Annotated in this window: 10 protein-coding genes; 6 read left to right on the top strand and 4 right to left on the bottom strand. The window is 41.5% G+C overall.

The features are described 5' to 3' along the window. The first annotated feature begins 44 nt into the window (after positions 1-44). From uhpT to uhpC, 4 genes are all read left to right on the top strand, one after another. On the top strand, positions 45-1,439 hold the full coding sequence (uhpT, locus tag AVFI_RS14390; RefSeq protein ID WP_005421797.1) for a hexose-6-phosphate:phosphate antiporter: 1,395 nt from the start codon (positions 45-47) through the stop codon (positions 1,437-1,439). 147 nt (positions 1,440-1,586) lie between these two features. Continuing rightward, positions 1,587-2,195 carry a transcriptional regulator UhpA gene (gene uhpA / locus AVFI_RS14395; RefSeq protein WP_005421796.1) on the top strand — a complete coding sequence of 203 codons (609 nt, stop codon included), beginning with the start codon at positions 1,587-1,589 and terminating at the stop codon, positions 2,193-2,195. Between the two features lie 38 nt (positions 2,196-2,233). Further along, positions 2,234-3,691: a signal transduction histidine-protein kinase/phosphatase UhpB gene (uhpB, locus tag AVFI_RS14400; protein ID WP_235630821.1), complete on the top strand. Its 1,458-nt coding sequence runs from the start codon at positions 2,234-2,236 to the stop codon at positions 3,689-3,691. A gap of 8 nt (positions 3,692-3,699) precedes the next feature. After that, positions 3,700-5,040, top strand: a complete 1,341-nt coding sequence (gene uhpC / locus AVFI_RS14405) for an MFS transporter (protein WP_005421794.1) — start codon at positions 3,700-3,702, stop codon at positions 5,038-5,040. A gap of 273 nt (positions 5,041-5,313) precedes the next feature. Here the strand turns inward: uhpC and AVFI_RS14410 are convergent, their stop codons facing one another. Both AVFI_RS14410 and AVFI_RS14415 read right to left on the bottom strand, forming a co-directional pair. Further along, positions 5,314-6,153: a LysR family transcriptional regulator gene (locus AVFI_RS14410; protein WP_188863601.1), complete on the bottom strand. Its 840-nt coding sequence runs from the start codon at positions 6,151-6,153 to the stop codon at positions 5,314-5,316. Positions 6,154-6,186: 33 nt separating this feature from the next. Further along, positions 6,187-7,074 (bottom strand): helix-turn-helix domain-containing protein, encoded by an 888-nt coding sequence (locus AVFI_RS14415; protein ID WP_054775690.1) that lies wholly within the window; start codon positions 7,072-7,074, stop codon positions 6,187-6,189. Positions 7,075-7,279: 205 nt separating this feature from the next. Between AVFI_RS14415 and AVFI_RS14420 the strand changes: the two genes are divergently transcribed. Further along, the gene (locus AVFI_RS14420; RefSeq protein WP_054775691.1) at positions 7,280-8,485 is read left to right on the top strand and encodes a sugar efflux transporter; all 1,206 of its coding nucleotides are present in this window, start codon (positions 7,280-7,282) and stop codon (positions 8,483-8,485) included. Between the two features lie 130 nt (positions 8,486-8,615). Here AVFI_RS14420 and AVFI_RS14425 read toward each other — a convergent pair whose 3' ends face one another. Then, on the bottom strand, positions 8,616-10,637 hold the full coding sequence (locus tag AVFI_RS14425; RefSeq protein ID WP_188863602.1) for an alkyl/aryl-sulfatase: 2,022 nt from the start codon (positions 10,635-10,637) through the stop codon (positions 8,616-8,618). Positions 10,638-10,753: 116 nt separating this feature from the next. Between AVFI_RS14425 and AVFI_RS14430 the strand changes: the two genes are divergently transcribed. Next, complete coding sequence (locus tag AVFI_RS14430; protein WP_188863603.1) at positions 10,754-11,647, top strand: LysR family transcriptional regulator; 894 nt, start codon at positions 10,754-10,756, stop codon at positions 11,645-11,647. Between the two features lie 56 nt (positions 11,648-11,703). Here the strand turns inward: AVFI_RS14430 and AVFI_RS14435 are convergent, their stop codons facing one another. Further along, the gene (locus AVFI_RS14435) at positions 11,704-13,059 is read right to left on the bottom strand and encodes a Fic family protein (RefSeq protein ID WP_065624537.1); all 1,356 of its coding nucleotides are present in this window, start codon (positions 13,057-13,059) and stop codon (positions 11,704-11,706) included. Positions 13,060-13,171 lie beyond the last annotated feature (112 nt).

Raw genomic sequence — 13,171 nt, forward strand, 5'->3', positions numbered from 1 at the left:
ACATCACTCCGTGCATATCCTTATAGATTATAAGAGAGTTCACAATGTTAAAGTTCTTAGATCAGGTTAGAAAACCAACATTAGATCTTCCGGTAGAAGTACGAAGAAAAATGTGGTTTAAGCCTTTCCTACAGTCTTACCTAGTTGTATTTATTGGTTATTTAACCATGTATCTGATCCGTAAAAACTTCAATGTCGCACAAAACGACATGATTTCAACGTACGGATTATCAATGACTGATTTAGGTCTGATTGGTCTTGGCTTTTCAATTACTTACGGTATCGGTAAAACCGTGGTGTCTTACTATGCCGATGGTAAAAACACCAAACAATTCTTACCTTTCATGCTTATTCTGTCTGGTCTAGCGATGCTAGGTTTTAGCTTCAGTATGGGTGGCGGCAGCGCGAGTCTATTCATGATGGTGGCTTTCTATGCGTTAAGTGGTTTTTTCCAAAGTACAGGTGGTCCTTCAAGTTACTCAACCATCACTAAATGGACGCCTCGTAATAAACGTGGTTCATATTTAGGCCTTTGGAATATGTCACACAACGTTGGTGGTGCTGGTGCGGCAGGTGTTGCTCTATTTGGTGCAAACTACCTATTTGATGGCAACGTTATTGGTATGTTCGTATTCCCATCGATCATTGCAATCATTGTCGGCTTTATTGGTATGCGCTTTGGTAATGACTCTCCTGAAGCGTATGGCTTAGGTAAAGTTGAAGAGCTTTTTGATGAAGAAATCAGTGAAGAAGATACTGCCGCTGAAGAAAATCAAATGACGAAAAAAGAGATCTTTGTTGAGTATGTACTTAAAAACAAAGTGATCTGGTTACTCTGCTTTGCGAATATTTTCTTATACATTGTTCGTATTGGTATCGATCAATGGTCTACGGTTTACGCTTATCAAGAGTTAGGTCTATCAAAAGAAACCGCTATTTCAGGCTTTACGTTATTCGAAGTCGGCGCTCTTGTTGGCACATTAATGTGGGGTTATTTATCTGACCTTGCTAATGGTCGTCGAGCTTTGGTTGCTTGTGTATCTCTTGGTTTAATCATTGTGTCACTAGAGTTTTACCAACACGCGACCAGTGAGTTCATGTACCTTGCTTCTCTGTTTGTACTTGGTTTCTTAGTGTTTGGTCCTCAATTATTAATTGGTGTTGCTGCGGTTGGTTTTGTTCCTAAAAAAGCCATCAGTGTTGCCGATGGTGTGAAAGGTACTTTCGCTTACTTAATTGGTGACAGCTTTGCAAAACTAGGCCTTGGTATGATTGCAGATGGTACTCCTATCTTTGGCTTAACCGGTTGGAAAGGCACATTTGCAGCGTTAGATACCTCTGCTGCAATCTGTATTTTCTTACTTGTGTTTGTCGCTATCGCCGAAGAGAAGAAAATCCGTCACGCTAAAAAAATGCACCTAGCTGCAAAACAAGCGTAATACTTTCGCGCGCTTTACTTAGCTAAAGCGCGCGAGATCATACCAATAGCGCTCTCAATTCAGTATCATTACCCCACCTTATATTTATATTCTTGTCGCTCCCATTGGGGCTATTTTGCTTTTCACTCCCAATTTTGGTTACTTATCATGATTAATGTTGCACTTGTTGATGACCACATCATTGTCCGCTCTGGTTTCGCTCAATTACTTAGCTTGGAATCAGATATCTCTGTCGTTGGGGAATTTAGCTCAGCAGCAGAGGCACGTCGTGGACTACCAAGTTGCCATCCTGATGTCGTCATTTTAGATATTTCAATGCAAGATGAGAGTGGATTAAGCCTGTTAGAAGATATTCCATCTGGCATTGCTAGCATTATGCTCAGTGTGCATGATTCTCCTGCCATGGTTGAGAAATCATTAGAGTTGGGAGCAAAAGGTTACCTAAGTAAGCGCTGTAGCCCTGATGAACTCATTCAAGCGGTAAGAACCAGTGCTAATGGCGGTTGTTACCTTACGCCAGATATTGCGATTAAACTGGCAACACCTGTCAAAAACAAAACCGCACTAAATCACCTAACTCGACGTGAAAACGAAGTTTGTCAATTACTTGCAACTGGATTAGACGTAAAATCCATTGCCATTGAATTAGGGCTTAGTCATAAAACCGTCCATGTTCACCGCGCCAATGCAATGGATAAACTTAACGTAAAAAATAACGTTGAACTGGCTAAACTCTTTACTCAAGATTCATACTAATGCGCTCCTATTTCGCAACATCACTATGCGGTGCTTTTATGGCCGCTTGTGCTTGGTTTTGTTTATGGGTCATTGCCTATTATTTTATTAATGACCCTGAGCTCGCCATTTTGTTGTTCCCCTTTTCTCTACGCTTAGGAATGACTCTGCACACTCGCCCTTCCTATTGGCCTGCGATTTACATTGCAGAATGGGGGCTAACCATCGCTTTAGCTCTACTACTTGATGAACCACAATGGCTAACCGTTCTTATTGCTAGTGCCTTAAGTATTCCCATTACATGGTTTGCAAAACGGTATTACTACGGCGATCAAAACCGTCATCTTCTCATCATGGCAAGCGTCATTATGATCACCGCACTCATCAATATTGCGGTTGTGGGCTCTCACGTTCCGTCCATTTACATGGTATGGCTTGTGAGTATTACAGGCGGGTTAATGCTGGTTCCGATGTGCTATTTAGTGTGGAACTACCTATTTCAAAATAAATGGGCACCGCTTAGCTCCCACCTAATCAATACCGCTGTTGAATTTAAAATACGTCACATCGCTTTATACAGTCTATTGTTGGTTGCTAGCATTTTAATACAAACGAGTTTGCCTGATGAGTTAAGACGCTTCGCTCCTTTTTGTATGGCAATTCCGATTATTTTGCTTGCGGTACGATATGGGTGGCAAGGAGCTTTACTAGCGACATTATTTAATAGTGTGGCATTAATTGCAGCTCACAGTGGTGTATCTAAACTTGAAATTACCGATTTACTTTTATCACTTTCAGCACAAACCATTACGGGTATTTTACTTGGATTAGCGGTTCAAAAGCAGAAAGATCTCAACCAAAAATTACGTAGTGAACTGTCTCGTAATCAAAACCTATCACGCCAATTAATTACTGCGGAAGAATCGGTTCGTCGTGATATTGCACGTGAATTACATGATGAAATAGGTCAAAACATCACTGCGATTCGCACTCAAGCGAGCATTATTAAACGCATTGATGCCGCTGAGATGAGTGTTCGTTGCGCCGATACTATCGAAACACTCTCACTCAATGTCTATGACACAACCAAGCGATTATTAACCAAACTAAGACCCAAAATGTTGGATGATTTGGATTTAAAAGAATCCGTTGAGCAACTCATCCGTGAAATGGAGTTTTCCGATCACGGCGTCGATATACAACTGAACTGGCAAGGTGATTATTCATGCTTAAGCGATACGCTTAAAGTCACTATCTTCCGCTTATGCCAAGAATCACTCAATAACGCTTATAAATACGCACAAGCCAGTGAAATTAGGATCGATCTTACTCTTGATGAACAAGTCAGTCTTTTTATTACGGATAATGGCATTGGATTTAAAACTCAAGATTTGATGAATGGAATGGGAGTAAGAGGCATGCAAGAGCGAGTTCAAGCACTTGGAGGGAAAATGATCATCAATTCCAACGCCTCTATTTCTGGCACTCAAATTAGCATTGCACTACCAAAAATGTGAGTATGACTATGTTTGGATTTTTACGCTCAACCACATCAAATGACAACACACTTAGTGATACTCAAGTAAACGAAAGTTATCGCTATTGGCGTTTACATATCATGATCGGCATGTACATTGGTTATGCTGGTTTTTACTTTACTCGTAAAACCTTTAACTACGCCGCTCCTGCTATGATCACAGATTTAGGGCTTGATAAAGGTGATCTCGGTTTAATCGGCACTCTTTTCTATATCTCGTACGGCTTATCAAAATTTCTTTCAGGCACCATTTCTGATCGCTCTAACCCTCGTTATTTTATGGGACTAGGATTAATTGCCACCGGACTGATTAATATTGCTTTTGGCTTCTCTAGTTCATTAGCGGCTTTTATTTCTCTATGGGTACTTAATGCATGGTTTCAAGGATGGGGTTGGCCTTCATGCTCAAAGCTCCTCACCACTTGGTACTCTCGTTCTGAAAGAGGATTCCGTTGGGCAATATGGAACACAGCACACAACATCGGTGGAGCGTTAATTCCTATTCTTGTAGGCTATTTAACCCTTCATTACAGCTGGCGAGAAGGTTTTATCTTACCGGGTATGATTGGTGTCGCAATTGGACTGATTGTATGTTGGCGTCTACGTGATAAACCCACCACCATGGGCTTACCTAGTGTGGGGAAATGGCGTAACGATCCACTAGAGCTCGCACAAGAAAACCATGGTCAAGGGCTAAGCTATCGAGAGATTTTAAAAACCTATGTGTTTAGTAATAAGTACATTTGGTTACTCGCTTTTAGCTATGTATTGGTTTACATCGTAAGAACAGCTGTAAATGACTGGGGAAACCTGTATCTCACAGAAGAGCACAACTACAGCTTAATTAATGCGAATGCCGCATTATCTCTATTTGAAATTGGCGGTTTTGTAGGCTCTCTTGTTGCAGGATGGGGATCGGACAAGCTCTTTGGGGGCAATCGTGGACCAATGAACATTTTGTTCGCTATTGGTATTTTCCTTTCTGTTTCAGCGTTATGGCTTATGCCGCTAACTAACTTTGTGTTTCAAGCTGCTGGGTTGTTTTCTGTTGGTTTCTTTGTTTTTGGTCCACAAATGTTAATTGGCATGGCTGCGGCGGAATGCTCACACAAAGACTCGGCAGGCGCTGCTACAGGGTTTGTTGGATTATTTGCTTATATGGGGGCAGCGCTTTCAGGCTACCCATTAGCGATGATCTTAGAAACCTATGGATGGACAGGGTTCTTTATCACCATTTCGACTTGTGCCGCTGTCATAGGGTTACTTCTTCTGCCCTTTTTACAAGCTCAATCGCCTCAAAAACCGATTGAAACAAGAGTACGCTTATAACAGCAGTTATTAAATCTCAAATATAAATAAGAAACACTTACCCTACATTAGGGGCAATAATTAAAACAGCGATAATAGTGGCAATTAATGTACGAGGAATAACAACATCTTTATCAATTTTCATCAAATAACTCCGGTTTACCTGTAGTTAGAATCAACCTAATTTTTCATTAAAGATTAATGAATTAGACTGTAATCAGGTAATACTATGATGCTTGATAACGAGAAACTATTGGTCGTAGACTATTCGATGCATAGTTTTTATCTATGTATTCATTGATGCAGTTCACTCAGTCTAGCTTTAATCTGCTCACGTATATATTGATGCGTTTTATTACTTATATTACGACGATGGTAAATAAGCTTTATTTCATACGGTTGGAGTGGGAAAGGTGACTCTAATACTTTTAAACCGAGCTCTTGAGCTAAACCAAACATACTTTCAGCAACAATGCAGATCGCATCCGTATTTCTCACGCTCAACAATAAATTAGATGGCCCACTCACTTCACGAACGATATTGCGTTCAAATATCTCATCAGGACGGGTTTCAAATGCACCCATGTTCTCGTTTTTCAATTTAAGCATAACATGCTCAGCTTGGTTAAATTGCTCTAAACTTAATGAGTTTCCCGTAATGCTTGGGTGATCGCATCGACACGCAAAAGCAATATCTAGCTTACCTAAACTCTCACTCACAAAGGTGTAGTCCGTCACGGTAATATCATCAATTAATATGTCCACCTCACCTGAGCGAATCTTATCGAGCATTTGATATTCAACCGCAGGGCTTTCTGTCAGTAAGGCATCGTCCATATCAGGCAGAGATTGCAATACGATTTCTGGCGCGCTGATTATCAAACGACGTGGGGACTCTAATGCCACCACCAGTTGCTCCATGATAGGTCTAACTTGATAGGCTAATGAATGGGCGGCATCGGTTGGCTCTAGAGATCGCCCTACTTTTAAAAATAACGGTTGCCCGTAACTCTCTTCAAATTTTTTAATCGCACTGCTCATTGAAGGCTGGGTAATATCCAAATGATCAGCGGCTTTTGTCACGCTACCAAAGTCATATACCGCTAAAAAATGCTTGATAAAATTTAAATTCATTTCGCTTCCTACTCGATATCTCTGAAGAAATCCCTAATTAAATCGACGTCGAAACTCAGTCGGCGTCATCATTTTTAACTCTTTAAACTGGCGATTAAAGTTAGATATATTTTTAAACCCCGTCTTTTCTGCCACTAATGCGATAGGAAAGTTAGTACTCGCTAACAGCTCACACGCTTTACCAATACGATATTGCTTTAGATGGTCAGAAAAACTCATTCCATAATGCTTCTCAAACATTCGATAAGCCGAGCTCTCACTCATATGAAGTCGCTGACATAAATCAGAGATCTTAATTGCATCACCATAATACGTTTCTATATAACGAGTTGCTCGCTCAATTCGATGGTTTAATTCAGAATCATCGGAAAGCGGCTTAATTCGATAAGGTGTGGTTGATAGCTTTTTGGCTTTGGAATCATCAGCAAGGCTAACCAATATCTCAATCACTTTTATCGCCTGCAAATGACGATCTAACGTATTAGCCTGTTTTAATAATTCTGACATCTTATGTGCGGTTTCTGGGCTAAACGATAAGCCATAAGCTGAATTATCTAATAAGCGCTTGAGGTTTCTCGCTTCAGGGATCAGTATCATTAAGCGCTCAACCCAATGGTGAGCAAACCAAATAATTACCGTGTGATGCTTCGATTGCTCTAATTTTACACCTCGTACCGCCACCATATGAGGTAAACCCGGACCATAAAGAAGCAGAGAATTATGATGGATATCGCCAATCGCATCCCCTGCAAAATAACTGCCTTGAAATGCCTCATCAGGATCTAAATACAGCACCAATTCATATTCAGAATGATAATGCCAAGAACACGCAAACTCATTATCTTCTACACGACAATGAAACTCTCTTACTTTCCAATCAAAACTAGGTACATTTTGCACGTGTTCTTTAAATGGTTTCATGTTTGGCCTTAACGGTTAATACCACTCGAAATAAATCACTCTCAGGCTAATCGTGTAAGCGTCACCTGTCAAAGAAAGAGAGCAAAATGACTGAATAGTATTAGAGGTAGCTCGAATAACATCAATACCCGTCCTCATCATTGAGTAGACTACGCCTAAATAAAACGGTTCAACCACATTCTATTTCGTACACTGGAGCTTCACTATGCCGCAAAACAAGAAGACATTTTTGTTTATTTTTATCGCCTTTATTACTGGGCTTTGTAGTGCGTTTTTTTACCCACTATCGAGCTTGTTTATTGTAGAGGAGTTGGGCGCATCACCAATGATGTTAAGTCTGTATATGACGCTCGCTGTCAGCAGTTCTGTGATCGTGTCTCAGTTTATTGCCAAGCGCTCAGACACGCATTGGAACCGTAAAACCATTCTGATTGTCTCGTTAGCAAGTTACTTAATTTTAGTCGCCAGTTTTACCGTTATTCGTGATTATTGGTTAGCGATTACGATGGCCGTGGTCTTCGGTAGCGTCAGTGGCGCTTCTTTTGGTCAACTGTTTGCTCTAGGTCGAGAATACGGTGACAGACACGTCGCTAACAGCACCAGTTTTTTAGCCAAAATGCGTGCAGGCCTTGCCATTGCATGGGTATTTGGTCCACCTGCGGCGTTCATGCTTAAAGCACAATTTGGCTTTAGTGCGGCGTTTGTGGTCTCTGCCATTACGGTCTCTATCGCGATACTCATCATCGCTAAGTTGATCCCTGATAACGTGGTGACAAAAGAAGAACGAACAGCGGCTGTTGTTGAGCATAAACCGTTAGGTCGTATGGTAATTCTTTATTGCTTCATTATTGTGTGTGCGTTTTCTGCCAACAACTTGTACATCACCAGTATGCCTCTATATCTTTCACAAGAGCTGCAAGTGGATGTGAGTTGGTTAGGCTTAATGTTTGGTATGGCAGCAGCTTGCGAGATCCCTGTAATGCTTGGGGCAGGTAAAATGGCTGAAAAACTAAGCACAACCAGAGTAATGACACTTGGCGTGACATCTGGTGCCATGTTCTTTCTTGTTATGCTATCAACCACCAGTTTTACAGGCATGCTGATTGCTCAAATACTTAATGGATTCTTCATTGGTGTGTGTGCCACGCTTGGTATGGTCGCACTGCAAGACATGATGAAAGACCGATTAGGCACAGCCTCTACCCTGTTCTCAAACATGTTGAACATCAGTGTCTTGGTATCAAGCGTGATGGTGGGTGTGGTGGGTGAGTTATACAACTACTACAGCGCGCTGTATTTATGCTTTGCTGGTGCTGTTATCGCTGCTGTGTTGTTGATTATGTTTGAGATATTAGAGAAGAAGCAGAAGGTAATGATTGAAGGCCAATGTGCGGTGGCTGGAGAGGTGTAGAGCTTACTTGCACTAACACATCCGTATCGCCAATAAGCGCCTCCCTCTTTTCATCAAACTAAAAAAATGCCAGTCAACTTAACTGACTGGCATTTCATTACCCACAATAGAGCGGTTTTATCATTAAATGTTATTTGCTTGGCATTGGTAGAATTTCAAACATACCATCAAACTTATCTAATGAGCCAGCCAGTTGCTCTAACAGCGATGCATCGCCTTTCACACCCGCTTGACCAGATTTGAATAATGCCTCTAGCGTTGTCTCACCAAGAACGACTTTTGTAAAATCTGCTTTGTTGATGATTAATTCAAAATCCACTTTTGGTAGCTTATCGACTTCAATGTTAGCCATATTCGCATTAGACACTTCACCGTAATAACGCTCTTCAAGATCTGGGTGGTAAACACCGAAGTTGAAGTCAAGACCTGCGGCTTCCGCTTTTGGTGCGTTCAAACTCACAGCAATAAAGTCTAAAAACATGCCCGTTGGCGTGTTCGCTATTACATCAGGTGAAGCAAGTTTGATTGACTCTTGGATCTCACCAGTACGCAGTTCAACCGCACCTTGCAAATAGCTGTTACGCCATGCCATGGTTTCAGACTGGTAACCTTGCTGTTCAAAGCTGTCTGCGAGTGCGAAACGGTAGTCAATGTTGTTCGGGTTACATTGTACTAGGTCGTTAAACAGTTGAGAGGCTTCTTGATATTCACCAGCATTAAAGTGAGCCATACCCGCTTTATATAGTACGTCTGCACCTGCTGCATTCACATACACACAAGATTGATCTTTGGTTTGCAATGGGTTGGTGTTCACAGGGTTCATATCATGGTAACCAAGGTACAGGTTTACCACTGCACGCGCATTGTGGCTGTATGAACCATGGTAACCATTGGTGTGCCAAGTATCGATTTGAGATTGTGGAACGATCTCTTCAATTTGACGACCAACATCATGAATAGTCACACCGTGATTGGCTAAACGCATCGACTGGTTATGAATGAAACCATAGTTGTCACGCTGTAGCGTCATGTATTCAGAAATTTCGTTTACGTCAGTGCCTGCCTCATTCCATACTGGTGCTGAGTGTGCCGCGTGAATATTGTCTACTAACCCATTATCAACAAAACGCATTTTTAACTCCGTGAGATATTTAGTCCACACCAATGAATCACGAACTTTTGCACCACGGAAAGTATAAATATTGTGCATACCATCATAAGTCAGTTCTGCGGTATTCAATGAACGGTACTCTGGCACATACAATACAATCTCTGCTGGCGCTTCGGCCCCCGGCATATTGATTGCGTGGAAATCGAGCCCATCAATGTTGATGACTTTTTCGCGCTCTTGGATCTCAATCGTCGGTGTAACTAGCGTCACTTCACCACGTGATGTACCAAGGCCAAGTGCGTTATCTACAATGCCTTTGGTGTTGGTATCAAGGGTTGTGCCGTATTGGTAGTTTGCACGGCGGCCCATTGCGGTGCCTGCGATGACATTCTCATCAGCCAGCTCTTTAATAAAGTCTTTTGGTGCGTAGATTTCAGCATCTTTTGCAAAATCACCTGATTCATAAACACCACGTGAACCACCAAAATGGTCGGCGTGCATGTGTGAGTAGATCATGCCCGTAATTTTGTGCTCACCATTAATCGCTGGTAGGTGCTGTTTTGCGAATTCCCACGAAGCGGCTGCGGCTTGACGAGACAGAAGCGGATCGTGAATCACATAGCCATTATCGGTGCGGTAGATCGTCATGTTTGATAAATCAGCGCCACGAATTTGGTATACCCCATCCGTCACTTCGTACAGACCGCCTGCCGCGTAATTTAGCATTCCTTGACGCCAAATTGATGGGTTTACTGAAGGTGGTAAGTCTTCCACAGACATATCCGCCATGTATTCAAAACGGTTTTTAAGCTCGCCTGCTTCATGCGTACCAAACTCAGCAATAAGACCATGAGTAGTGCGTTTAAACGCAGACGTGTCTTCCCAAGGAAGCGTTTTTGCCACTGCGGTATTGGCATTTTCGGTGAACTTAGATGCCGCTTTTCCCTCGTACGTATCAATAGATGCATAATCATTAGCTGCTGCGCCAAATGAAACCATAACAGAGAGTGAAAGAACTGAAAGAGTAAAACGAGTTTTCATAAGTAGCCTCTTTGGGAATTCGTATTGGTATGGTGCTAATTTAGCGTATTGACACATAGCAATACATGCATGAAACTGTATTTAACACATCACAAAATGTTATGTTTGAGGAAGGGATGGTTTCAAATATAGATCTAAACTTATTAAAAGTGTTTGTTGTGGTTTATCGCCACCAATCGATTACCTTAGCCGCAGAAGAAATGGGATTAACTCAACCGGGAGTTAGCGGTTTACTTAAGCGTTTGCAACAGCAGGTGGGAAGTCAGCTGTTTATTCGATCAGGTCGAGGGATTATCCCAACGCAGCATGCTCAAGAATTAATTCGTCATGTTGAGCCCGCATTAGCTCAAATCAACAACGCATTAGAAGGGTTAGAGGGATTTTCGACTCAGTATCCACGCAAGTTCGTTATATACACCTCAGAACCTGTGATGTTAATGCTGTTACCTAAATTAGAAGTCGACAATAGCTTGGGTAATGTCACTATTGAATTGCAACCAACACACTCTAATGAAGAAGCACTGATCCAAGCGCTCAACCAGCATCAAGCCGATCTTGCTATCGAAGTATCTAACTATTCAACACACTCGTTTTTTACCGAGCCACTGTTTGAAGATAAGATCCGTCTGATTGCACGAAAAGGACACCCTAGAATAGAAGGCAGTGTTACTCGTGAGCAGTTTTATGCTGAGAAACACATTACTTGGAAATTACGCCGTGAAGATACCTACATGGCAGATTATTTTACCGAGGAACGACTAAGTGAACGACAAGTAGCCGCAGAATGTACCTCTCTAGTGTCGCTTATGTCGATGGCCGCGGCGAGTGATTGCATTGCAATGGTAACCGAGAGTATCGCAACCGCATTTGCCGATAAGCTGGATATACAAGTGTTAGATTGCCCATTTACGTCCAAGCCGGTTCACTATCGCTTACTCACCCATAATCGAGAGCGACAAAGCCCGGCAAATATCTGGTTGCGAGAAAAAATAAAGTCCTATTTTTGTTAAGCTCACTCTACCATCAGCTAAAGTGAGCTAATCTAAATTGCTTTTGATGTTACTCACTATCCATGCAATTGACGCCACTTTTCTAACTGAGACGGCCTTAAACCGTATCTAGCTAGAACTCCCTCGTGAATTCGTCTTAATTCCTCTAATGCAAGGGCGATAATGTTTTTCTTATCCATTTCTTGTTCATTGCTAACAAACGATTCAATGATATCAAGGGGTTGAGATTCAGGCGTCAGTATGACTTGTTTAACAATCTCTTTTATCTTTGCTCGATATTGCAATCGTTGTTGATCTGGCTTTACTAACTCTTGTTTTACGGCTAGGTATTCTTTTGTTGAGCGCTCGTACGCCCATAAATACAGATCACGCAGCAACTCAATTCTATTCATTTCGTACACACCAAGTACCGCTTTACTGTAGGCTTCTTCTGGTACATCTAAGAACGTAAGAGGACATAAATTAGCTTTAAGCAACGGAATATTCGCAGCTAAACGAGAGGTGCGCTTATTAATGTCCGCAAAAGGTTGCAAGTAAGGTAAATGCACCATGATAAAAAATGATTGCTCAAATGGGTCAATGATTTGATTCGCTTTATTAAGAATCGACTCCAGTTGAATAGAGAGCACCTCTTCTGATGACATCGGTTTATAGACACTCCCACCGATTTCAACAACATGACTACGCACTCGGCCTTCATCAAACGGGTTGGATAATAAGTTTTCTGAAAGCGCACTGTGCAAATTCAATATGGTAAAACGATTGAACTCAACGGAATCGACATTATCAATCAGCAATTCAATCGCTGATTTATGATTTAAAATCATCTGGGTCTCGATGATGTCTTTTCCTTGTGCAAACTGGCCATGCTCAATTAACTCAACAGTGTCTAATCGGCTATAGGTATTGCCTTCAAGGTGGCTTGATGCCCAAGATAAATCAATTAATAAACGGTTGTAGATGTCTCTTCCATACGTGCCCGCGGGTTGCGTTGCATAGATGGTTTTACCCATGCGATGTAACTGACGGCGAATAGGCTCAGAAAGGTAATATGTTTTATTTGGGATATAGTCATCTAAAAAATCACGTGAATAACCAACAGGATCACGCTCAAAAATAGGCTTACTTAAATAATTAAGAATGTCATGACTGTCAGGTGAAAGTGGGATCGATTTAGGAAAGCTATCGTGCTCGTTATGGCTTGAATTAACTGTCTCTTCTCTAACAATGCACGCAATGTATTTACGAGAACGCCCCTCACCAATGGCTTCTACTTGTTTGTCTTCAATAAGTTTGTTAAGCCAGCGCTGAAGTGTTCGACGAATTAAGTCTGGATGATCAAAAATAATGTCTGAGATAGACACAGGGTGACATTGTTGCTCGATATAACGCTGGATTTCAAACCTATTCATGACATAAACCCTTTTAATTGTGACACTTTTCTAAATAAAGGTGTCACAATTATGGCGTATTTATCTTTTAGTGACAACAAGAGTGTCACAGTAAAATATAGGCATCTTTGGA

The sequence above is a fragment of the Aliivibrio fischeri ATCC 7744 = JCM 18803 = DSM 507 genome (genome assembly GCF_023983475.1).
Classification (GTDB): Bacteria; Pseudomonadota; Gammaproteobacteria; order Enterobacterales; family Vibrionaceae; genus Aliivibrio; species Aliivibrio fischeri.

Bases quoted from the DNA above. Each gene is read 5' to 3' on its own strand.
- uhpA (WP_005421796.1), top strand. From the start codon at position 1,587: ATGATTAATGTTGCACTTGTTGATGACCACATCATTGTCCGCTCTGGT.
- uhpT (WP_005421797.1), top strand. From the start codon at position 45: ATGTTAAAGTTCTTAGATCAGGTTAGAAAACCAACATTAGATCTTCCG.
- AVFI_RS14435 (WP_065624537.1), bottom strand. From the start codon at position 13,059: ATGAATAGGTTTGAAATCCAGCGTTATATCGAGCAACAATGTCACCCT.
- uhpC (WP_005421794.1), top strand. From the start codon at position 3,700: ATGTTTGGATTTTTACGCTCAACCACATCAAATGACAACACACTTAGT.
- AVFI_RS14420 (WP_054775691.1), top strand. From the start codon at position 7,280: ATGCCGCAAAACAAGAAGACATTTTTGTTTATTTTTATCGCCTTTATT.
- uhpB (WP_235630821.1), top strand. From the start codon at position 2,234: ATGGCCGCTTGTGCTTGGTTTTGTTTATGGGTCATTGCCTATTATTTT.
- AVFI_RS14425 (WP_188863602.1), bottom strand. From the start codon at position 10,637: ATGAAAACTCGTTTTACTCTTTCAGTTCTTTCACTCTCTGTTATGGTT.
- AVFI_RS14410 (WP_188863601.1), bottom strand. From the start codon at position 6,153: ATGAATTTAAATTTTATCAAGCATTTTTTAGCGGTATATGACTTTGGT.
- AVFI_RS14415 (WP_054775690.1), bottom strand. From the start codon at position 7,074: ATGAAACCATTTAAAGAACACGTGCAAAATGTACCTAGTTTTGATTGG.
- AVFI_RS14430 (WP_188863603.1), top strand. From the start codon at position 10,754: ATGGTTTCAAATATAGATCTAAACTTATTAAAAGTGTTTGTTGTGGTT.